Below are 22,003 nucleotides of genomic sequence, written 5' to 3'. Positions count from 1 at the left end.
CACCAAGAGACGAAAGAAATTGCAATAGGAAAACACCCGCTCCTCATCTAGAGGAACGGGTGTTACGTATCTTTGACGTTTAATTAGACCCAACCACGGAAACGAGATGCTTCTGCCATTTTCCGAACACCGACCATATAGGCGGCGAGACGCATGTCGACATTTCGCGTCTGTGCTGTCTGATAGACTTGGTTGAACGAGTTCACGAGTACTTTTTCGAGTTTCTCATGGACTTCCTCTTCCGTCCAGTAATACCCTTGGTTATTCTGCACCCATTCGAAGTAAGAAACCGTTACGCCACCACTCGAAGCAAGGACGTCCGGGACGATCAAAATGTCACGTTCTGCGAGAATTTTCGTCGCTTCGTTCGTTGTCGGACCATTCGCTGCTTCAACGACAATCGCTGCTTTGATATCGTGCGCATTGTCTTCTGTAATTTGATTCTCGATTGCTGCCGGAACAAGAATATCACATTCGAGTTCAAGCAATTCTTTGTTTGAAATCGTATTTTTGAACAATGTCGTCACGGTACCGAACGAGTCACGACGGTCGAGTAGATATGGGATATCGAGACCGTTCGGATCATGAAGTGCTCCGTACGCATCGCTGATGGCGATGACTTTTGCACCTAAGTCATACATGAACTTTGACAAGAAGCTACCTGCGTTCCCGAACCCTTGAACGACAACTCGTGCTCCTTCAAGTGAAATGCCTTTTTTAGCAGCTGCTTCCCGGATCATGATCGCGACACCCTTCGCCGTTGCTGTCTCACGACCGTGTGAGCCACCAAGGACGAGCGGTTTTCCTGTAATGAAACCAGGTGAGTTGAATTCATCGATCCGACTGTACTCATCCATCATCCAAGCCATGATTTGTGAGTTCGTGAAGACGTCAGGTGCCGGAATATCCTTAGTCGGTCCAACGATTTGACTGATGGCACGGACATATCCGCGGCTGAGACGCTCAATTTCACGGAAGCTCATCTCACGTGGATCACAAATAATCCCGCCTTTCCCACCACCATATGGTAAATCAACGATACCTGCCTTTAGACTCATCCAGACGGATAACGCCTTTACTTCGACTTCCGTCACGTTCGGGTGGAAACGAATTCCACCTTTTGTCGGTCCAACGGCATCGTTATGTTGTGCACGATATCCTGTGAAGATTTTCGTCGAACCATCATCCATTCGCACCGGAATCCGGACTGTCAACATCCGGAGTGGTTCTTTAAGTAATTCATACATCTCGTCTGGATACCCTAGTTTCCCTAGTGCTTCCTTGACGATTTCTTGTGTTGCTTCCAGTACGTTCTTGCGATGATTCGCATGTTGTTGGTCAGTGATCATTCCAACGTTCCTCCCCATAAGTGGCATCCCCTATGCCGTTTCCTTGTTCGGATAAAGTATACTCTTTTCTCGAACGTAATGAAAGGGGTTACGCCTATATTTGTAAGCGCTTTCTCACTTCTTTTCCTAGGATATCAATGATTGGATTACTGGATTTGACGGTGGCGTTCTATCGCTAATTCCATGAAATATTCAACCAATTCCGGATATTCGATACCAACTGCCCGTGCGCCGTCCGGGAATAAACTCGTTGACGTCATACCTGGCAATGTATTTGTCTCTAAAATAACTGGATTTCCAGACTCAGGTACAAGGAAATCTGATCGAGAATACCCCGCACAACCAAGGACTTGATGTGCTTTGACTGCCCACTCTTGAAGTATGACTGTCGTCTCTTCGTCTAATTCGGCAGGGCAGATATGCTCTGATCCTCCGATGGCATATTTCGACTCATAATCATAAAAGGCATTCTTTGGAATGATCTCAATAACCGGTAATGCTTTTTCTGCCCCTTTATGCCCAACGACCGGAACCGTCACTTCGCGCCCTTTAATGAATTGTTCGATGAGAACCGCATCATCTGCTTCGAATGCTTTCGCAATCCCTTCGCGTAACATCGTCTCGTCTTGTGCAATCGTCAATCCGTTCGATGAACCCTCTTGCGCTGGTTTAACGACACAAGGGAATTGACCATTCCATTCTGCGATTTTTGCTTCGATATCCTCTCCACGCTCTAACAGCACATCACGGGCGATCGTAATACCTGCTTTGTCAAAATGAACTTTCGAACGTGCCTTATCCATCGCAAGTGCTGACGCTAAAACGCCTGAACCGGTATATGGAATATTCGCAAGTTCAAGTAACGCCTGCACGCGTCCATCTTCACCAATTTTCCCGTGAAGAGCGATGACAGCCACATCTACATCCAGCTGGAAGAGTTCATGTGCCCGATCAGGATGGAAATCAACAGCCGTGACCTCATGTCCTTTGCTGTTTAACGCTTCCATGATCGATTTTCCACTGTTTAATGAAACCTCCCGTTCACCTGAAGTCCCACCATATAACACTGCCACTTTCATCCTACTTCACTCCTTCTTCTTACGTTCAATGATTATCATACCATCCTTCTGACGATGAAAAAATACAAAATGGTGCCACTTCTGGTAGAAGATAAAAAGGTGCGACATCGCCTTGATGAGGCAATGTCGCACCTGATGATTTAAATGTCGAATTGTTCAGCTATCGTAACGACAGCTTGTTTCGATTGAATCGTTTTTCCATACTCAGCCATAACGAGCGGACTTTTCGGACTCGGTTCCCCGTATTCTGACAAAATCGTTGTCACCGTACGTTCGAGCGCGTCGTTCATTCGTTCCTGGAAATAAAGATAATAGCTGCCTTCGAAGAAATAAAGACTACCGCCCGTCTCCGTATGCGACATATGTCGTAATAATCCATGGCTCGCTTGAATGACGTCTTCTAGCGAATTCAAGGCGTACAAGACGTGATGGACGATGTCGACCGTCATACGGATCTCGACTTGATCAAATTCGTCATTCATCTCTTCCGGTAATTCACCTTCACGACGTACATCAACGAGCATGCCGTCATTCGGGAAGAACGTAACGAAAAATTCAAGTGTTCCTGCTGCCTGAAAACCAAAATTCGATTCAGCTTCCTCTAATAAATTTCGCAATAGAGCTTGTCCCTTTCCGACAGCCAACGTTTCTGGTCGGACATCGTGAAGTGATAACTCTTGCTTCGTAATGAAGACACGAAGGTGCCCTTGTTTCATTTGTTCAAACCTCATATAGACTCCTCCAGTCAAAACCGGAAACGTAGATGTCTCCGTTCGCTATGAACCATACTATACACCAGAAACCGGAGTGAGTCGACTTAACCAACTTTTCCATGATTGATCGTCCGCACCAAGTAAATGTGACCCATATCGTTCCGGAAGCTGATCGACCGCATATCCCCCAAGTCCAATCTCAAGATTCGGAAAATCAGCCATCAAACACTCTAATGCTTCATCAAGCAATGGTAAATGATCGGGTAACGTGCACGATAAGATGACAGCTTTCGGTTGCAATTGATGCGTCACGGCTACTAAGTCTGGCACTGGAATACCAGAACCGAGGAAGATTACATCAAAACCCGATTGCCGCAAGTAGAGTGTGAAGAAGAGTAGTCCGAGTTCATGTTCTTCTTCTGGTGCACAGACACAGACGATTCGCGGCAAGAACGGATTGATCGGCATTTGTAGTGATAACGTCGAAAGACGCGCTCTAAGAAATGCCGTCGCGAAATGCTCATGCGCAATCGTAATCTCGCCCGACTCCCATTTCAATCCGATTTCATGTAGGAGTGGACCAACGATATCTTGAATAACTTTATCGAAACTAAACATCGAGAACGCTTTATTCATGATGTCATGCGCATGCCGTTCTTCAAAGTTCGTCAATGCACGGAATAACTGATCTCGTAGTTCGACTCCGTAATCATGTGGCACTTCTGCTCGATTGACAGGCATCTCATACAATTGGATTGCTTTAGAGACAGACAATCCTTCTTTTTGTTTATCGACGATCCAACGTAACTTCGCGACATCATTGTCACTGTAGATACGATGTCCGGATTCACTTCGATCCGGATCAAGCACTTGATATCTCCGCTCCCAAGCACGAATGGTCGTCGGGTTGAGTCCCACCAACGCAGCGACTGCTTTGATATTGTATTTCCCACGATCCATGCATCGTGCCTCCTTCCCCTTCCTTTCTATTATACGCTGAAAGGAAAAAAATCTCCGTTCATAATGTGCCTTTACATCATGAAACCGATGGAGACGAAGGCGATGATGATCGTGATCATGAGTACCGTCAGCGTGATCGCTAGCGGATTTTTTCGAAATGGTTGCTTCAATCGTTCATTTCGAACGTGTTCGATACGCGAGGAACGTGGTGGTAAAAGTTGCTCCTCTTCGTTCTGATGTAACCGCCGTTGATCTTGTTTACTCAATGTTCATCACCTTTTCTTGAAAAAAATAAGGATATTTTCTAGTTTACACCGAATCTGGTGATGAAAAAAAGACTTGTTCTAAACGCTTTTTCCAATTTACCGTTTGAAGCATCTTACTCTTCACGGGATCCTGCCATTCAATCGTACCGCATATGTCACAACAACGTGGCTGGACGACTGCTGGCTCATCAAAATGATGCAATAACATCGTACGGCGACATTCGTTCCGGTGAATATAGTCCATCATCTGGCTGACTTCTCGTCCTTTGAGCTGTTTTCGTTCCACCTGCCATTGAATAATACGTTCCTTCGACCAGCCATTTTCAAGTTGCGATTTCAATAACCGGTATGCCGGATCTTCCGGATTAAAGTGTAGACGAGTCTCGATTTTCGCATAAGACTCACCTCGTCTCATCCCTTGTTGTAGCTGATCAATCCAAAGGACAGGTGCATATTGCGTCTCAATCAGAAAGGATTGTAATTGTTCATCCTGAGGAGCATAGAGTAAGATCGCAGTCGCCTCTTTTCCGTCCCGACCGGCACGTCCGATTTCCTGCATATAAGCTTCAAGTGTCGCCGGCATCGTATGATGGATGACCGTTCGAACGTTTCCTTTATCAACACCCATTCCAAACGCGCTCGTGCAAACGAGACAGTCCATTTCATCATGAAGAAATTGTTGTTGAACAAGCTGACGGTCTTCCATTGTTAGTCCAGCATGATAGTACGTTGCCCCTTCAATGATTCCTGCAATCCGTTCCGCTTCTTTACGCGTTGTCGTATAGATGACGCACGGACGAACGATACGCGTCATCCAACGCTCGAGTGCTGCGTCTTTTTTTTCTCGACCGACTCGATCCACGATGTACTGGATTTCGGGTCGATTAACGGAACGACGGATAACTTGCGGTTCTCGCATCTGCAATTGTGTTCGAATATCCCGTTCGACAGCTTGAGTCGCTGTTGCGGTTAAGGCGAGGCACTGTGGAAAACCTAGTTCCCGTCGAAGTTGTCCAAGCCTTGCATATTCTGGTCGAAACTCGTGTCCCCACTGTGAGATACAATGGGCTTCATCGACGACGAATAGCGCGATGTTGACCTGTTTCAAACGAGCTCGTATTTGCGGTAATGCGAGTTGTTCCGGTGATAAGTAAAGGTACCGTAGATGTTCGAGCACGGACAAGATTTGCTCTTTTTCTTCACGTGTCTCAACCGATGTCAATTTCGCGACAGAACGTTCTCCTCGACGTTTGATTTGCATGACTTGATCCTCAATCAAAGAAAGCAGCGGAGACAAAATCAATGTCAGTCCCTCGCCTTTTACATACGAAGGAAACTGATAACAAACAGACTTTCCTCCGCCTGTCGGTAGGATGGCTAACGTATCCGTTCCATTCAAGATGGATTCGATGATTTCGCGTTGTCCAGGTCGAAACGATTCATAACCGAAGTGTCGATGCAATAACGCTTCCATTAACTTCCCTCCCATTTACTACGAGCTAAGACTAATCGAATTTGAAAATAGGACACGTCTGATTGCATCGCGCTTTTGATTCGCTTAAGCGCGAAAGTCTTGAGTTGCTGCGCGATATGTCGAATTTCTTCTTGTTGTGCCACACCGACAAATTGATCTAACGGAAAAGTGGACGCATACATTGCAATTTCAACAAGATGGTCTTCCATCGTGCTATTTTTTAGACGTCTTCTGACCGCGACGTCTTCAACAGTGAGTCCTTGTTGTAATAATTCCCAAGTCGTTTGAGCAGACTGTGTCATCTTCGGTGTATGGAGGTCGGCTCCGATTTGTTGTATGAGCGGTGTATTGCTTAAGTCATTGATGCATCTACGCCAAGCTATGATAAATTCGAACTGGACCGTCTCGACATCCACCTTCATCATTCGTGCCAATTGTGGATACGACCATCCCGTTTGCACGCCTGATAATCGATGACTGATCAAAGTCGCATCTCGTTCCGATAAGCGCTCAAGGAGGAGTATCCATTCTTGATACATCTGAGCTAACCACTCTGCTCGATTCGAGATGGTTGGAAGAACACTTTTTACCCATTCCCGGAAAATCGTCTCTTGTTGCACGGGAATGAATGGTTGTTTCGCTTCTAAACAAATCACCGTCTGAACAAGAAGACTGAGTCGTTTCCACATCATTTCAGTATATCCGCGAAGTTCACCACCAAGTTGGTCGATGATTACTTCATCTGTTTGTCTAACTAGTCGAGCACCCTCGCTCGTCAGCCGAAGTGTCTCCTGCCGTTCAATCCACTTCTTTTGAGCAAGCTCCGTTAAAACTGACTCAAATCGCTGTTTACTGACTAATACAGTACCGAACGTCGACTCCAAATCATAAAAATGAGCATCTTGCAGAGAAGTTGCTGACTTTTTCCCCTGAAACACATGATAAAGGCTTCGGTCTGAGCGTTCGTCTCGAAGACGTTGAATCGATTCCAGAAAAATGCGCTCCAGTAAAGAAATTTCCATACGTCACGCTCCCTTCGAATGTATATGGTTTATCGATTGGAAGAAGATTTCCCTTCCTTTTTCTTTTCGTTACGTTTTAGACATACGGTTTGCGGGCATGTGATGATATATACATTTTCTGTTGTCACTTACGCTTCGTCATTGAAATGCAACGATGAGTCCGATACAATGACATATAGATGAGAACAGCGTGTTTCAATAATGTTTTCGTATAGAGAGGAGACCGTTCAATGGCTAAATTTACGATTGTCGACAAAGATACTTGCATCGCTTGTGGTGCTTGTGGGGCAGCGGCACCAGATATCTATGATTATGATGATGAGGGTTTGGCATATGTCATTCTTGATGATAACAATGGTACTGCCGAAATTCCAGAAGCATTATTCGACGATATGATTGATGCATTCGAAGGATGCCCGACGGATTCAATCAAAGTAGCAGATGAATCGTTCGAAGGCGATGCGTTAAAATTCGAATAAGTGAATAAAAAAGATGTTTCCTCGCGAAACATCTTTTTTTATTGATCTTTTATTCAAGTGATGGATTCATCAATCATCCAAAAAACCGAACATCGCCATTTGGCAACATCCGGTTTAGAAGTGGTAAAAAATTAGCGTTTTCCTTTGATATACGGTACACCAACAGCTTTTGGTGCATCCGCCCGACCAACGACACCAGCGAGTGCCAGGATCGTTAAGAGATACGGTGCAATCAATAGATACACTTGCGGAATTTGATCTAGTAATGGCAACTGCTGACCGATGATCGAAATCGCTTGAGCGAATCCGAAGAAGAGCGCAGCACCCATGGCACCGAGTGGATTCCATTTTCCAAAGATCATCGCCGCAATCGCAAGGAACCCTTGGCCGAGAATCGTCGTGACACTGAAGTTCAGTGAGATCGATGTCGCATAAACAGCACCAGCAAGTCCACCGAAACCACCAGAGATCATGACACCAATGAAACGCATCTTCGTGACGTTGATTCCCATCGTATCTGCTGCCATCGGATGTTCCCCGACAGAACGTAAACGAAGACCAAATGGCGTCTTGAAGATGATGTACCATGCGACGAAAGCAAGGATGATCGCGATATACGATGTGTAGTAGACGTTCGCAAAGAACATCTTCAACACAGGAATATCAGACAAGAACGGCACGTTCTCTTTTGAGATCCGGTTTGGAATCGAATCCGTTTGTCCTTTATTGTAAAGCGCCCGGACGAGGAAGATGGCAAAACCGACTGCAAGCAAGTTGATTGCCACTCCAAGGACCGTTTGATCAGCCCGGAAGAGGATTGCCGGAATCGCAAGGAACAGCGAGAAAATTGCTCCGACGACGATCGCAATAAGCATTGCAATCCAAGGACTCGCAGCACCTAAGCCCATTTTTGATAGAGTCAATGCCGTGACGACACCTGTGAAGGCACCCATGACCATTAAACCTTCTAACGCGATGTTAACGACGCCGGAACGTTCACTGAAAATGCCGCCAAGCGCTGCAATGATCAACGGAGCCGAATAGGCAAGTGCGATTGGCACGATGATATAGAGTACTTCAAGAAAGCCCATTATTGACCGGCTCCTTTCGCTTTTTTAGATTCTTTCTTAACCGTGAACTTCTCGATGACGAGACGAATCGCGTAACCAGAAGCCACGAAGATGATGATGAACGCAATAATGATTTTGATCAGTTCTGGTGGAATACCAATCTGTTGCATCGACAGACCACCGATATTGAGTCCTGCAAATAGTAATGCAGCAAGCACGACACCGATCGGGTTATTCGCACCTAACAAGGCAACCGCAATCCCGTCGAATCCAACACCAGTGAAGGACGCGTTCAATGTCATGTTTTGGAACGTCCCAAGACCTTCCATCGCCCCAGCAAGACCAGCGAACACACCTGAGATGACGAATGATAGGACGATGTTGCGGTTAACGCCCATCCCTGCATATTCAGCAGCATTCTTGTTAAATCCAACAGCCCGTAGTTCATAACCAAGCGTTGTTTTCCAAAGAATGAACCAGAAGACGAGTGCAGCGATGATTGCGATGAAAATCCCGTTATGAAGACGTGAGAAATCCGTGAGTTCTTGTAAGAACGGTGACGCAAGTGATGCTGATTCCTTGATTGTCTCCGTCCGTTCATTTGTGATACCAATGACGTGACGTAAAATATCGTTCGTGACGTACAACGCGATATAGTTCATCATGATCGACGTGATGACTTCATGGACGTGGAATTTCGCTTTTAAGATACCAGGAATCGATGCCCATAGTGCACCCGCTAAACCTGCTCCAATCAAAGCGAGGGGTAAATGAATAATTGTCGGCAAATCAAACTTGATTCCGATCCAGACAGCGACCATCCAGCCGACGAGTACTTGACCTTCGACTCCGATGTTAAAGAGTCCTGTCCGAAAGGCAAACGCGACAGCAAGACCGGCGAAGATTAATGGAGCCGCCGCACGCAATGTTTCACCGATGCTGTATGGCTCACCAAAAATACCATAGAATAATTGATCAAACCCAGCAACCGGGTCATACCCACCGATGAGCATGACGATGGCTCCGACGACCATTCCAAGAATGATCGAAAGAATCGGAATGAGGATGCCGTAAAAACGCTCTAACTTCATGAATGACCTACCTCCTCTTTCTTACCGCCGGCCATCAGGAAGCCAAGCTCAATCTCGTTCGTTTCTTTTGGATCCAAGAAAGCTACTGTTCTTCCTTCATATAACACAGCAATCCGGTCGGAGACTTGCAGAATTTCTTCGAGTTCGAATGAAATCAACAAGACAGCACGACCTTTTTCCCGCTCGAGAACTAATTGTTCGTGAATGAACTCGATTGCCCCGACATCAAGACCACGCGTCGGCTGAGCCGCGATCAACAAATCTGGTGAACGATCGACTTCACGCGCGATGATCGCCTTCTGTTGGTTACCACCAGACAAGGCGCGAGCGAACGTCTCTGGACTTGGAGTTCGGACGTCGAACTTCTCGATGAGCGTTTTGGCTTTCTCCATAACTTGTTTATAGTTCATAATGCCCGCTTTTGAGTACGGTTGTTTGTAGTACGTTTGTAAGACCATGTTATGTCCAATCGAATAATCAAGGACTAGTCCATGTTTATGCCGGTCTTGCGGGATGTGACCGACACCTGATTCCGTTACTTTCCGTGGCTTCAAGTTTTTAATCGATTTGTTGTTGAGGAAGATTTCGCCACTGTCCGCTTTACGAAGACCAGTAATGGCTTCAATCAATTCCGTTTGCCCGTTCCCGTCGATTCCGGCAATACCAACGATTTCACCGGCACGAATGTCGAGATTCAATCCATCGACAGCTTTGATGCCACGACTGTCCTTGACGACTAAATCCTTGATGTCGAGAACAAGTTCTTGTGGAGTTGCCTTGGAATACTCCGCATTAAAGTTGACTTCACGACCTACCATCATTTCAGCAAGACGTGACTGTGTCATCGTCTCATCGATATCAACCGTACCGATATACTTCCCACGGCGAATCGTCGTACAGCGATCAGCTACTTCCATGATTTCCTTCAGTTTATGCGTGATGAGGATGATCGACTTTCCTTCCGCAATCAAGCGATTCATGATTTGAATCAATTCCTTGATCTCTTGCGGTGTCAAGACAGCAGATGGTTCATCAAAGATCAAGATGTCTGCTCCACGGTACAACGTCTTCAAAATTTCAACACGTTGTTGCATTCCGACTGAAATATCCTCGATTTTTGCATCAGGATCAACAGCAAGACCATACTGTTCAGAAATCTGGCGTACCTTTTCACGCGCCGATGCACGGTCAATTTTAATTCCTGCACGTGGCTCTGCACCTAAAATGATGTTTTCAGTAACAGTGAAATTTTGAACGAGCATGAAGTGTTGGTGCACCATGCCGATTCCAAGATCATTCGCGACGTTCGGACTCGTAATATTGACTTTTTCACCACGTACACGAATTTCTCCAGCCTCAGGCTGATACAAACCAAATAAGACGTTCATCAGCGTCGATTTTCCGGCACCGTTTTCACCAAGTAAAGCGTGAATCTCACCTTTCCGAAGCTGGAGCGTGATATTATCATTTGCGACGAAACTGCCAAACTCTTTTCTGATGTTTAGCATCTCAATGACGTATTCCAAGAAAATCCACTCCCATGTTTAGTTTAAAAGGGGGAGTCGCAATGCTAGCGACCCCCGCTTTCATTATTATTTCAGTGACGCTTCGTATTCTTTGTACTCGTCGTCTGTCGCAGGGACTTTGATGTCGCCAGCGATGATTTGTTTTTTGTACTCTTCGACTTTGTCGAGTGCTTCTTTTGAAACGTTGTCTTTTGAAGGAGCGATATCAACACCGCCGTCTTTTAGACCGAACTCAACAACTTTACCTGCTGGGAAGTTGCCGTCTTTCGTATCTTTTGCGACTTGCTCTACTGCTGTATCAACACGTTTGACCATTGAAGTCAATGTGACGTTCTCTGGCATACCCTCTTCGACTTGGTCACGGTCTACACCGATAACCCAAACATCTTCACCGTTCTTCTTACGGTTTTTCGCTTCTGTGAATACCCCTTGTCCAGTACCACCAGCTGCGTGATAGATGACGTCGACTTTTTTACCGTACATACCTGAAGCGATCGCTTGTCCTTTTTCAGCTGCGTTGAAGTCTTCTGCATATTGAACTTCGATTTCCGCTTTTGGGTTAGCCGCTTTAACGCCTGCTTTAAATCCGCTTTCGAACTTTTTGATCAAGTCAGAGTTGACACCACCGACGAAACCAACTTTATCCGTTTTAGTCGTTAGACCTGCAACGACACCAACGAGGAACGAACCTTCGTTTTCTTTGAAGACGATTGACGCGACGTTTGGTTTTTCGACGACTTGGTCAACGAGTGCGAAGTTGCTCTTCTTGAACTGATCCGCTACTTTCCCGATATCTTCAGCCATCAAGAAACCGATACCGAGAATCAAGTCGTATTTCGCACGTGCTAATTGCTGAAGGTTCGGTTGATAGTCTGATTGTTTCGCAGATTGAAGGTATTTGTAGCCAGTACCTTCTTTTAAGTCGTTGTCTTTCCCGAACTTTTGGATACCTTCCCAAGCAGATTGGTTGAATGATTTATCATCCACGCCGCCTGTATCTGTAACCATACCTACTTTAAAGCCTTCTGATTTGCTACCGCTACCTGAATCTTTCGAATCGTCGTTGCCACCACATGCTGCAAGGACGGAACTCATTGCTAAACCTGTTGCTGCTAATGCGAGAAGTGACTTCTTTTTCATCTGGAAAAATCCCCTTTCGAATATGGTCATACAAAGTTCAAGACTACGTCTAGCACCTGAGGCTGGCGATGAGGAGCGTTACGTAGGTTTTGACGGAAAGCGCTTTCAGTATTCATCCTAAAACAATGGCTCACACACGTTTACGGATGACGTGGAAATCGAACTTATCTGCTCGGAAATAGTTCGCTGAAAAAAGAACGGAACGGTCGAGCTCATCATAATGCGTCTGACGCAAAGCGAGCAGAGGTTGGTCCGTATGTAATTGTTCAGCGATTTTCGGATCAATACGCGGCTCGATATGCGTCACAGCATGTGTGACACGTCGTCCGAGTTCTTTTTCTAAAGCATCAAACAATGATGTCGAAGAGGTGAACTGCTCTTCATTTTTAATATAATGGCTTGGAATCTTATCGACACAATAGACGACAGGAACATCTCCTGCAAGTCGGATTCGTTCGATTCGATATACCAATTCATCCGGACCAAGTTGAAAGCGTTCTCGGTCGCGCTCAGTCGGTTGGACCATCTCGGATGATAGTACTTCTGAGGTCGGAATCATGCCTGCGCGCGCGATCATCTCTGTCACGCTGTATAACTCCTCGATACCAGAAGTAAACGGTGGTCTTGCATTGATAAACGTACCGACACCGTGTTTACGGATGACGATGTTCTCATCTTCAAGAATTCGTAATGCCTCTCGAAGAGTAGCTCGACTGACGCCAAGTTGCTTTGAAAGTTCAAACTCTGAAGGGAGCTTCTCGCCTTCCTTGTAAACGCCGTCATCGATGTCAGACTTGATTTTTTCAATCACACGTAAATAAAGCAAACGATGATCTAGTTTAATCGACATGACGCATCTCCATCCTCTATCTAGTTGTAACCAGTGCTCAGACTTCTGACGTATGAGAACTCCAGCCAAGATAAGTATATGACGCTCAACACAATCCTGCAATCATTTTGTAACAGGTTAGAAGTCTGACTTCTGGCGCTTTTGTAACCCTTTTCATATCGTAATCAATAATGGAAGAAAATAGGGCATTCTACCTAAGAATGCCCTTAATCTTTTCAACGCTTATTGCTCAGGCACTTCGATTTTCCCTGAAACGACAGCCGCTTTTGCTTTTTCAAGCGCAGTCATCGTCTTCTTCGAGATTTTTTCAGATGGAACGATATCAACGCCGTCTTCTTTCAGACCGTAACGAATCGTCTTACCACCTTCGAGTTTTCCGTCCTTCGCTGCGTTTGCTGTATCTTCAACTGCACGATCGACACGTTTGATGACCGATGTCAACGTCACGTCTTCCGGCATACCTTCTTCTTTTTGATCACGGTCAACACCGATGACCGATACATCTTCTCCATTTTTCTTACGGTTCTTCGCTTCTGTGAAGACACCATTTCCTGTACCACCTGCTGCTGGGAAGATGATATCTGCTCCTTTACCGTACATGCCGGCTGCAATCGCTTGACCTTTTTCAGGTGCTGCGAAGTCCTCTGCGTACTGAACATCGATTTTGATTTTTGGATTGACGGATTTAGCGCCGGCTTCGAAACCAGCTCGGAACCGCTCGATGACGTCCATTTTCATACCACCCACGAAACCGATGTGATCTTTTTTCGTCTCCATAGCAGCAACAATCCCTGCAAGGTACGCACCTTCATTTTCCTTGAACGTGATCGATGTGACGTTTTTCCCTTCAACTACGTTATCAACGATTGCAAATTGTGTATCCTTGAACTGATCTGCTACGGTTTTGATATCTTCATTGAATGTATTCCCGATACCAAAAACGAGATCTTCTCCGCCACGTGCAAGACGCGACAAGTTCGGTTGATAATCTTGTTGCGATTTAGACTGTAGGTAAGAGAATCCTTCATTTTGCTTGAGTTTATTGTCTTTTCCGTACGCTTGTAGACCTTCCCAAGCGGATTGGTTAAACGATTTATCATCGATTCCACCTTTATCCGCTACCATAGCGACAGAGAACTGATCTTTTGGGTCAGCTTTCTCACCTGAACCACCGCAGGCTGCAAGACCAACTGTTGCTACTGACATCATCGATACGATTACCTGTTTTTTCTTCATCCCATCCATCTCCTCTACTTTTATGAGAGCGCTTTCATTATCTATTTGTGAAAAAGTCGCTCCCAGCCCTCTGTTGAAGGTCGGTCACTCATATGTCTGAGTATGCCAAAAAGAATACTGAAAATCAACAGACGTCTGACAACTATTTTCATGAAAGCGATTTTATTTTTGAGACATTCATTAAATTTTCCAGTCATTTCTATTAATGCAAAATCATCGTGTCTTTTTTCATCTGTCTTTTCTTTTTTCGTGATACCGATTCTTATTTATACATTTTTTTAGAAAAGAAAAGGAAGCCTTGGAATATCCCATGACTTCCCTTCTACTTGATTAACGTCCCATGACGCGACGTGGTTTTGATCCTTCCGAAGGACCAATCAGACCGTTTTCTTCTAACGCATCAATCAACCGCGCAGCTCGATTGTAGCCGATGCGATACTTCCGTTGAATCATTGACGTTGATGCCGTCTCTTGTGTCAGAATAAACTGGACGACTTCATCATAGAGTGAGTCATCGACCTCTGTTTCACCTTCCGGTACATCTTTTGGAATCATCGCTTCAACATACTGCGCTTTTTGTTGACTGATGACATGATTGACGACCTTCTCGACTTCTTCGTCTGATAGGAACGCACCTTGTACACGGACGGGTTTGTTCATGCCGTTACCAAGCAATAACATATCCCCTCGTCCGAGTAGCTTATCCGCACCTCCTGTATCAAGAATCGTCCGCGAGTCGGTCGCACTCGATACACTGAAGGCGATCCGCGACGGGATATTCGCTTTGATGACACCGGTGATGATATCAACACTTGGTCGCTGGGTCGCGATGACCATATGAATTCCTGCTGCTCGCGCCATTTGCGCAAGACGCATGATCGCATCTTCGACTTCGTTTGACGCGACCATCATCAAGTCAGCTAACTCATCGACGATAACGACGATGTAAGGTAGTCGTTGGTGTACCTTTTCTTCCGCATTCATCTTATCGATTAGTGCATTGTAGCCTTCGATGTTGCGCGCTCCGTTTTGACTAAAGATCTCATAACGACGTTCCATTTCCGAGACAACCTGTTTTAATGCCTGCGCCGCTTTTTTCGGATCGGTGACGACCGGTGCTAAGAGATGTGGAATACCGTTATAAACGTTTAATTCGACCATTTTCGGATCAATCATCATCAAGCGCACTTCATCTGGTCGTGCCCGCATCAAAATCGACACAATCATTCCGTTAATACAGACTGATTTACCAGAACCGGTCGACCCAGCAACTAAGACGTGTGGCATCTTATTCAATTTTGCTGTCACCGTCTCACCAGAGATGCTTCGTCCAAGTGCGACGAGTAAACGATCGCTGTCCGATTGAACACTTTCCGCTCCTAGTACTTCTCGGAGAGATACCATCGCGACTTCCCGGTTCGGCACCTCAATTCCAACAGCCGCTTTCCCCGGAATCGGTGCTTCGATCCGGATATCTTTTGCGGCTAATGCTAGCGCCAAATCATCAGCGAGTCCCGTGATTCGACTCAGCTTGATTCCTTGTTTTGGTTCAATCTCGTACTTCGTAACACTTGGTCCTAAGTGAATTTTTAAGACCTTTGCTCCAATCCCGAACGATTTTAAAGTCGCAATCAATTTCGTCGCATTGTCCTTCAGTCGTTTGTTCTCCCCGGACAAGTCTTTTGATGTCGGTTCTGCTAACAAATCAAGCGACGGTAATTGATAACCGTCGGGTGTCTCTGTCATCGTCAACGGTCCTTGTGTCTCCGCTGCTTGCGGTTCAACGTGATCCGTGAAACCGATGATTGGAACGTCTTGAATATTGACGGATGGATCTTCTGCTTCTTGTTCCGTTTCGATCGGTTCCTCGACAGTTGCTGGTCGCAACGTCTTCGGTCTTTTCTCACGAACCGGTTTCGCTTTCAACTCTTTTTCAACACGAGGACGTGGTGTTCGTTCACGATTGCGAAACTCTTCTGCACGTTCCCGAAGCCCAAGCCACAGCTCTCCATAAAACGATGGGCGTAGGATATGAACAGCCGTTCCGATGAAGAAGAGACCAATCAAGAAGGCACCCGCGCTCGATATATAATAAGCTGCGTTTTGATAGAGCCATCCATTAAGAAGACCACGTGGTGCTCCGAGTATTAGATCGATCCAGACGAGTGAACCCATCAGTAGCATCGACCATGCCCATTTCTGAGCACGTGTCGCATTCGAGAGTAACAAGAGTAGCACAGCACCGATTCCACCATACAGTAAGGAACCGAACTGACCGATTAACCGTTCTCCTCCACCAGCTAGCGTTAATCCGACTTTTCCGAACTCTCCAAAAGCGAGAACGAAAGCTAGTAATGAGACGATAGCGATGATAGTCGCATATGTACGATACGCAATCGGCTGGCGTTGTTTCTTCGCTGCCGGTCGTTTCCGTGGCGGCGTTTTTTTTCGTACGGGTTTTCGTTTCGTCGTCGCCATATGTCATCCCCCCTGATAAAAAAACGGCTCAGTGGACCAGGTATTGGTCAATCTGAGCCGCTCGTTTGTTAAATCTCCATGATGATTGGAAGAATCATCGGGCGGCGTTTCGTCTGTTCATAGAGATAAGCACTCAGTTTATCTCGAATCAACGACTTCATTTCCGTCCAATCCAATTCTCCGTTTAATTTACCTTGTAGTTGTTTCGCAACGATTCGGTTCGCTTCATTGATCATATCCTCTGATTCTCGCATGTAGACGAATCCGCGAGAGATGATTTCCGGTCCCGAAACAATCGTTTTGTTTTTCCGGCTGATCGTAATGACACAAAGGACGACACCGTCTTGCGATAACAAGCGACGATCACGAAGGACGATGTTTCCGACATCACCCACACCGATTCCGTCAATCAAGACGTTTCCAGCGTTCACTTTGCGTGACATTCGTGCTTTGCGCTTCTCGAACTCAACGACATCCCCATTCTCGATGATGAAGATATTGTTCGAATTGACGCCAACCGTCTGTGCGAGACGACTGTGTGCCTTTTGCATCCGGAATTCTCCATGAATCGGTAGGAAGAATTTCGGTTTGATCAAGTTGAGCATCAATTTCAGATCTTCCGCATGACCGTGACCGGACACGTGTACTTTCCGTTGGTTGTAAATGACATTCGCACCCGCGCGGAATAAGAGATCGATCGTTTTCGAAACCGACTTTTCGTTACCCGGAATCGGCGAAGCCGCAACGACGACCGTATCGTTTAAGCGAATATTGACTTGCTTATGTGCGTTACGTGCCATTCGTGTCAAGGCTGCCATCGGCTCACCTTGTGATCCTGTCGTCAAGATGACGACTTGATTATCGTCGAGGCGGTTGATGTCAGATAGATCAATCAATGTTTTCTGTTTGAAGCGTAAGTAATTCAAACGCTGTGCCACTTCGACGTTATTGACCATGCTACGACCAACGACTGCTACTTTACGATTGTTAGCTTCTGCTGCTGCAAATACTTGTTGTAGACGATGAATATTCGAAGCGAATGAAGCGACGATGACACGACCTGGTGCCTCATAAATGACGTCGTTCAGTTCAGAACCGACGATTGATTCTGATCCAGACATTCCTGGTCGCTCTGCATTCGTAGAGTCAGACAGTAAGCAAAGTACGCCCCGTTGACCAATCGCTGCAATTTTCCCGAAGTCTGCTTGTTTTCCATCAACCGGTGTGTAGTCGAACTTGAAATCCCCTGTATGAACGATGGCACCTTGAGACGTTTGAATACAAACCCCAACCGCATCTGGAATCGAGTGGTTGACCCGGAAGAACGTAATAAAATGACCTGCAACGGTTAATTTCGTCTTGGCATCAATTGGACGAAGATCTGCCTTTTTCAATAAACCGGCTTCTTTTAATTTGTGTTCAATCAATCCGAGCGTCAAACGTGTTCCGTAAACAGGTACCTTCAAGTCACGCAAGACGTAACTGAGTGCCCCAATATGATCCTCGTGACCATGGGTAATGAAAATCCCCTGAATCCGCTCTTTGTTTTCTTTTAAATAACTGATGTCTGGAATGACCTTATCGATTCCAAGCATCTCATCTCCTGGGAACATTAACCCGGCATCGATGACGAAGATGTCTTCGTCGAGTTCGACGACGTACATGTTCTTACCGATCTCACCGGCGCCACCAAGAGCAAAGACGCTTACTTTTTCCGTCTTCTTCTTTGACACGACATGACCTCCTATAATTCATATTCACTTTTCGTGAGCCGTCCACTTATCACTATCACTATTCTAGCCGAATTTTCACAATCTGCCAACAAGCGGACTAGGAAATCTAAAAAAAACGTCATTCCTGCCACAATACTCCAGGAATGACGTTGATCATGTATTCAACAAGTCTTCGACTTCGTCCGTCCGTTTCGCTTTTTCCGAACGACTCGGACGTTCACCAGTCTTCAGTTCATCGAGCGAGTATCCGAACGTCATTTCAAAATGCGGATAATCAACAAATCGTTTCCAATCGCCACCCCATTCAAAACCAAGTGCTTTTCCAATCTCAGCGACTTCACGCCAGTCACTTTTTCCTGATTGATTCCCGTCATATTCAAGATCATATGAAATCTTTCCATTCACGAGTTGCACAAAATCAATCGCAAGTCCATAGTTATGCATCGATTCGCCGCCACGTGCATTCGTGACGACTTCACCTGCTTCAGAACGCCCTTGTTCATAGAGTACATTCTGTTGCTGGATCGAGCGGTATCCTTGCGTGATTTTGATGTCAATATTGTAGCAAGAATGCGCCACACGGATTAAGTCCTTCGCACCTGCCTCGACAGCTGGGTGGAGACGCTTCAGATTTGCTTCGCTTGCATTGATTAAACGATTTTCACCCGCTTCGTCCCGAGGGCAACTCTCGATTCCGAGTTCTGGCTGATCCATTAAAATCGTCGGCACCCGGTTCATAGATGCCGCAAGAAACAATCCAACCGCAAACATCGTCAATAAAAATACGATCCAACCGAAGATTGTCCCCCGTTTCATCAGCGACGAAGTTTCTTCCGGAGTTTTTGTAGAATCGGTAACCCAGTCTCAAGCAACAGATACAGCGGACGATTGAGTACATAGTCGAACTCGCCGATTTTTTCAATCATCCGACTGCCCCAACCAGATTTAAAGGCGTAGAGTCCCGCATAATGATCGTCTGGATCCGTTGAACCACTGACACCACCGAAGTCATAGGAGAGCGCCCCATGTTCTTTCGCATATTGCATCATCGTCCATTGCATCAAGTGATTCGGCATGAACTCCCGGTACTCGTTCGATGAAGCGCCGTATAAGTAATACGAGCGGCGTCCGGCAAGCGTCAACAACCCACCAGACAGAATGACACCGTTTGGATGTTTGGCGGCAATTGTCATCAATTCCGTCTTCGACTTCTCTGCTTTTTCAATTTGTGCAGTCGTCTGCTCCAAACGATTGTTTAAGCTCTTCAATTTTTTCTCAGCCGTCTCTTTCTCAAGCTGACGATGAATCTTCGAGAGTTCCTTATCTGCTTGAAGTAATAAGGCTTCCGTGTTTTCAAGCGCACGTACGACATCAAGTTTCGTCAAAAACAAGACCGCATCACCCTTTGGATGGAGATGATCATAAAGGTTTTCAAAATAATCCAGACCACGAATCGAGAACCCATCCCGTTCGCCCGTCTCGACCATCAGCTTCGCGAATGTCTTTAGTCCTTCACGATCCGCTTGTTCACATACAATCCCTTTGCGTTCTGCTAGGCGGACGTTATAACGAAATTTTGAATGGAAGCCGTCGAAGATCTCTTTTTCTGTTCCTTCCAGACTCGTCTCCATCGTAAAGCGTGGTTGCGCATAGTCAAAACCACCGCCAAAGCCGTTATGTTTGAAACCAAGTCCTTGCATTTCCTGTAACAGGCCAGGATATTCTTGCCGCTCGACGTTCGGATCAAATTTAATCGCAATCGCCTTCTGTTGTTTTGCGACACGAATCGCTTCGTCACGAAGAGCGCGGAGCGCGTCAGTATCCGTATAATCGACGACGAAACCGCGCGGTGCGTAACAAAGTGTGAACGGAAGCTTCGGTACTTTCTTGAATAAGAGAAGACCAACTCCGGCAATCTCTCCGGAAGCCGTCCCGACCGCAATGCGTTCATGTGTCCATCCTGTCGCGCTCTTAACTTCTCCCCATGCCGGAAGCTGGAGTAAATCACCTTTTGGATGTGTTTTTACGAATGCTTCAAATTGATCTAAAGTTACAACGATTGGTTGATAAGTCACTTCTGTTCCTCCATTTGCCGTATCATCTCTTTGACGATGACTTCCTCATCGAGAGGGATTTTCTCATCCCCAATGATTTGATATTTTTCATGACCCTTACCGGCCAAGATGACGATATTATCTGGTCGTGCGAGACGTGCTGCGTAACGCACCGCCTCTTCTCGATCACCGATTTCAACGAACTGATCGTGTGTCATCCCTTTGGCAATACCGGATGTAATTGACTCATAAGCTTCATATCGTGGATCATCCGTCGTGATGACGACGGTTCCTGCGTAGGTCGAAGCGAGTTCGCCCATTTTCGGTCGTTTCGTCACATCTCGGTTTCCGCCTGTTCCGATTAGGAAGACGATTTTTTCCTTCGGTACATCAACGAGTGCTTTCAGACACTGTTCTATGCCATCAGGAGTATGCGCGTAGTCGACATACACGTTATATCCTTCAATCGGCAAGCGTTGCATCCGACCTTTTGCCGGACGGATTACTGAAATCGCGCCTGCAATCGTCGCTAGATCGTATCCGCAAGACAAGAGGATCCCTGTTGCAAGCAATAGATTGTAGACGTTAAAGCGACCGATAAAATTCGCCGTGACATCGACTTGTTCCTCCTTGTACAGCATCGTGAACGTTGTTTGTTGAAGCGATTGTTCAATCGCCGTTGCTCGGAGATCAGCCGCATTGTCGATGCCATACGTCATGACGCGAGCCCCTGTCATCATTTCATACAGTTCACTCGTCGGATCATCAGCATTCAAGACTGCGACTTTCTCTGTCGACAGCCGTTGACCGAGTTGTGCGAATAACAATCCTTTGGCACGCGCATAGTTCTCAAACGTTTTATGAAAATCGAGGTGATCATGGGTCAGATTCGTGAATCCCGCAACGTCGTAATCGACACCCGTTACTCGACCAAGCTCTAGTCCATGTGAAGAGACTTCCATGATGACATCTTGGACATCTTCTTCATACATTTGATGCAGAAATGCTTGTAATTCGGAACTTTGTGGTGTCGTATTACGACTTGGTACGACGCGGTCACCAATCTTGACTTCAACCGTACCGATGATCCCCGTCTTCCGACCAAGATGCGCTAATATATCACGGACGATTGTCGTCGTCGTCGTTTTCCCATTCGTTCCCGTAATACCAATCATCCGCATCTTTTCAGAAGGATAATCATAGAATTTGCCAGCCAACTCGGCAATGGCACGTGATGTACTACGAACAAGAATGACAGGAATCGACACGTCGACCGGTTGTTCCGCGACGATTGCGACCGCTCCTTGTGCTTCCGCCTGTTTAGCATAGTCGTGTCCATCAACAGTATATCCTTTGATGGCGACGAACAATGTTCCCGGTTTAACATCCCGTGAATCGGTCGTGATGGACGTAACATCCACCTCTACCATTCGTTCGATTTTTTGCGTCTGTATGACTTGAATCAATTCAGCTAAATTCAACG

The 22,003-nt window shown here is 46.1% G+C and carries 19 protein-coding genes; 1 reads left to right on the top strand and 18 read right to left on the bottom strand.

Annotation, left to right across the window (positions count from 1 at the left end; translation table 11 throughout):
• Window positions 1–83: 83 nt before the first annotated feature.
• From ACHWTJ_RS06620 to ACHWTJ_RS06590, 7 genes are all read right to left on the bottom strand, one after another.
• The gene (locus tag ACHWTJ_RS06620; RefSeq protein WP_023468654.1) at window positions 84–1,349 is read right to left on the bottom strand and encodes a Glu/Leu/Phe/Val dehydrogenase; all 1,266 of its coding nucleotides are present in this window, start codon (window positions 1,347–1,349) and stop codon (window positions 84–86) included.
• 146 nt (window positions 1,350–1,495) lie between these two features.
• Window positions 1,496–2,428, bottom strand: coding sequence for a D-alanine--D-alanine ligase (locus ACHWTJ_RS06615; protein WP_294740947.1), 933 nt, complete (start codon window positions 2,426–2,428; stop codon window positions 1,496–1,498).
• Window positions 2,429–2,568: 140 nt separating this feature from the next.
• The gene (locus tag ACHWTJ_RS06610) at window positions 2,569–3,159 is read right to left on the bottom strand and encodes an adaptor protein MecA (RefSeq protein WP_294740945.1); all 591 of its coding nucleotides are present in this window, start codon (window positions 3,157–3,159) and stop codon (window positions 2,569–2,571) included.
• Window positions 3,160–3,216: 57 nt separating this feature from the next.
• Window positions 3,217–4,101 carry a B12-binding domain-containing protein gene (locus ACHWTJ_RS06605; protein ID WP_294740943.1) on the bottom strand — a complete coding sequence of 295 codons (885 nt, stop codon included), beginning with the start codon at window positions 4,099–4,101 and terminating at the stop codon, window positions 3,217–3,219.
• Window positions 4,102–4,172: 71 nt separating this feature from the next.
• Window positions 4,173–4,367 (bottom strand): hypothetical protein, encoded by a 195-nt coding sequence (locus ACHWTJ_RS06600; protein ID WP_035407120.1) that lies wholly within the window; start codon window positions 4,365–4,367, stop codon window positions 4,173–4,175.
• Between the two features lie 43 nt (window positions 4,368–4,410).
• The gene (locus tag ACHWTJ_RS06595) at window positions 4,411–5,841 is read right to left on the bottom strand and encodes a RecQ family ATP-dependent DNA helicase (protein WP_394679285.1); all 1,431 of its coding nucleotides are present in this window, start codon (window positions 5,839–5,841) and stop codon (window positions 4,411–4,413) included.
• Entirely contained in the window at window positions 5,841–6,863 is a 1,023-nt protein-coding gene (locus ACHWTJ_RS06590; RefSeq protein ID WP_394679284.1) for a helix-turn-helix domain-containing protein, read from the bottom strand. The genes ACHWTJ_RS06595 and ACHWTJ_RS06590 overlap by 1 nt, the downstream gene beginning before the upstream one ends.
• 230 nt (window positions 6,864–7,093) lie before the next feature.
• Between ACHWTJ_RS06590 and ACHWTJ_RS06585 the strand changes: the two genes are divergently transcribed.
• Window positions 7,094–7,342, top strand: coding sequence for a ferredoxin (locus ACHWTJ_RS06585; RefSeq protein ID WP_029342027.1), 249 nt, complete (start codon window positions 7,094–7,096; stop codon window positions 7,340–7,342).
• Between the two features lie 131 nt (window positions 7,343–7,473).
• Here ACHWTJ_RS06585 and ACHWTJ_RS06580 read toward each other — a convergent pair whose 3' ends face one another.
• The 11 genes from ACHWTJ_RS06580 to ACHWTJ_RS06530 form a co-directional block, all read right to left on the bottom strand.
• The gene (locus ACHWTJ_RS06580; protein ID WP_294745685.1) at window positions 7,474–8,433 is read right to left on the bottom strand and encodes an ABC transporter permease; all 960 of its coding nucleotides are present in this window, start codon (window positions 8,431–8,433) and stop codon (window positions 7,474–7,476) included.
• On the bottom strand, window positions 8,433–9,503 hold the full coding sequence (locus ACHWTJ_RS06575) for an ABC transporter permease (protein ID WP_294740932.1): 1,071 nt from the start codon (window positions 9,501–9,503) through the stop codon (window positions 8,433–8,435). The genes ACHWTJ_RS06580 and ACHWTJ_RS06575 overlap by 1 nt, the downstream gene beginning before the upstream one ends.
• Window positions 9,500–11,029, bottom strand: coding sequence for an ABC transporter ATP-binding protein (locus tag ACHWTJ_RS06570; protein ID WP_294740930.1), 1,530 nt, complete (start codon window positions 11,027–11,029; stop codon window positions 9,500–9,502). Before ACHWTJ_RS06570 ends, ACHWTJ_RS06575 begins: the two co-directional genes overlap by 4 nt.
• A 66-nt stretch (window positions 11,030–11,095) precedes the next feature.
• The gene (locus ACHWTJ_RS06565) at window positions 11,096–12,169 is read right to left on the bottom strand and encodes a BMP family protein (RefSeq protein ID WP_294740929.1); all 1,074 of its coding nucleotides are present in this window, start codon (window positions 12,167–12,169) and stop codon (window positions 11,096–11,098) included.
• Between the two features lie 130 nt (window positions 12,170–12,299).
• Window positions 12,300–13,019, bottom strand: a complete 720-nt coding sequence (locus ACHWTJ_RS06560; protein ID WP_294740928.1) for a GntR family transcriptional regulator — start codon at window positions 13,017–13,019, stop codon at window positions 12,300–12,302.
• A gap of 222 nt (window positions 13,020–13,241) precedes the next feature.
• A complete protein-coding gene (locus ACHWTJ_RS06555) occupies window positions 13,242–14,255 on the bottom strand; it encodes a BMP family protein (RefSeq protein ID WP_394679283.1) in 1,014 nt (337 codons plus the stop codon).
• 330 nt (window positions 14,256–14,585) lie between these two features.
• Complete coding sequence (locus tag ACHWTJ_RS06550; RefSeq protein WP_294745682.1) at window positions 14,586–16,733, bottom strand: DNA translocase FtsK; 2,148 nt, start codon at window positions 16,731–16,733, stop codon at window positions 14,586–14,588.
• A gap of 68 nt (window positions 16,734–16,801) precedes the next feature.
• Window positions 16,802–18,466, bottom strand: a complete 1,665-nt coding sequence (locus tag ACHWTJ_RS06545; RefSeq protein WP_294740925.1) for a ribonuclease J — start codon at window positions 18,464–18,466, stop codon at window positions 16,802–16,804.
• 153 nt (window positions 18,467–18,619) lie between these two features.
• Window positions 18,620–19,282 carry a M15 family metallopeptidase gene (locus ACHWTJ_RS06540; RefSeq protein WP_294750560.1) on the bottom strand — a complete coding sequence of 221 codons (663 nt, stop codon included), beginning with the start codon at window positions 19,280–19,282 and terminating at the stop codon, window positions 18,620–18,622.
• Window positions 19,282–20,541, bottom strand: coding sequence for a lipid II:glycine glycyltransferase FemX (locus tag ACHWTJ_RS06535; protein WP_294740920.1), 1,260 nt, complete (start codon window positions 20,539–20,541; stop codon window positions 19,282–19,284). The genes ACHWTJ_RS06540 and ACHWTJ_RS06535 overlap by 1 nt, the downstream gene beginning before the upstream one ends.
• Window positions 20,538–22,001, bottom strand: a complete 1,464-nt coding sequence (locus ACHWTJ_RS06530) for a UDP-N-acetylmuramoyl-L-alanyl-D-glutamate--2,6-diaminopimelate ligase (RefSeq protein ID WP_294745674.1) — start codon at window positions 21,999–22,001, stop codon at window positions 20,538–20,540. Before ACHWTJ_RS06530 ends, ACHWTJ_RS06535 begins: the two co-directional genes overlap by 4 nt.
• Window positions 22,002–22,003 lie beyond the last annotated feature (2 nt).

Source organism: uncultured Exiguobacterium sp. (assembly GCF_964277885.1).
GTDB lineage: Bacteria > Bacillota > Bacilli > Exiguobacteriales > Exiguobacteriaceae > Exiguobacterium_A.
The sequence above is the reverse complement of the archived record's forward strand: the minus strand, read 5'-3'. Positions and strand labels throughout refer to the sequence as shown.

Excerpts from the sequence above, each read along its gene's own strand:
- ACHWTJ_RS06575 (WP_294740932.1), bottom strand. The coding sequence starts at position 9,503 with ATGAAGTTAGAGCGTTTTTACGGCATCCTCATTCCGATTCTTTCGATC.
- ACHWTJ_RS06565 (WP_294740929.1), bottom strand. The coding sequence starts at position 12,169 with ATGAAAAAGAAGTCACTTCTCGCATTAGCAGCAACAGGTTTAGCAATG.
- ACHWTJ_RS06595 (WP_394679285.1), bottom strand. The coding sequence starts at position 5,841 with ATGGAAGCGTTATTGCATCGACACTTCGGTTATGAATCGTTTCGACCT.
- ACHWTJ_RS06550 (WP_294745682.1), bottom strand. The coding sequence starts at position 16,733 with ATGGCGACGACGAAACGAAAACCCGTACGAAAAAAAACGCCGCCACGG.
- ACHWTJ_RS06590 (WP_394679284.1), bottom strand. The coding sequence starts at position 6,863 with ATGGAAATTTCTTTACTGGAGCGCATTTTTCTGGAATCGATTCAACGT.
- ACHWTJ_RS06610 (WP_294740945.1), bottom strand. The coding sequence starts at position 3,159 with ATGAGGTTTGAACAAATGAAACAAGGGCACCTTCGTGTCTTCATTACG.
- ACHWTJ_RS06605 (WP_294740943.1), bottom strand. The coding sequence starts at position 4,101 with ATGGATCGTGGGAAATACAATATCAAAGCAGTCGCTGCGTTGGTGGGA.
- ACHWTJ_RS06615 (WP_294740947.1), bottom strand. The coding sequence starts at position 2,428 with ATGAAAGTGGCAGTGTTATATGGTGGGACTTCAGGTGAACGGGAGGTT.
- ACHWTJ_RS06585 (WP_029342027.1), top strand. The coding sequence starts at position 7,094 with ATGGCTAAATTTACGATTGTCGACAAAGATACTTGCATCGCTTGTGGT.
- ACHWTJ_RS06580 (WP_294745685.1), bottom strand. The coding sequence starts at position 8,433 with ATGGGCTTTCTTGAAGTACTCTATATCATCGTGCCAATCGCACTTGCC.
- ACHWTJ_RS06560 (WP_294740928.1), bottom strand. The coding sequence starts at position 13,019 with ATGTCGATTAAACTAGATCATCGTTTGCTTTATTTACGTGTGATTGAA.
- ACHWTJ_RS06620 (WP_023468654.1), bottom strand. The coding sequence starts at position 1,349 with ATGATCACTGACCAACAACATGCGAATCATCGCAAGAACGTACTGGAA.
- ACHWTJ_RS06540 (WP_294750560.1), bottom strand. The coding sequence starts at position 19,282 with ATGAAACGGGGGACAATCTTCGGTTGGATCGTATTTTTATTGACGATG.
- ACHWTJ_RS06555 (WP_394679283.1), bottom strand. The coding sequence starts at position 14,255 with ATGAAGAAAAAACAGGTAATCGTATCGATGATGTCAGTAGCAACAGTT.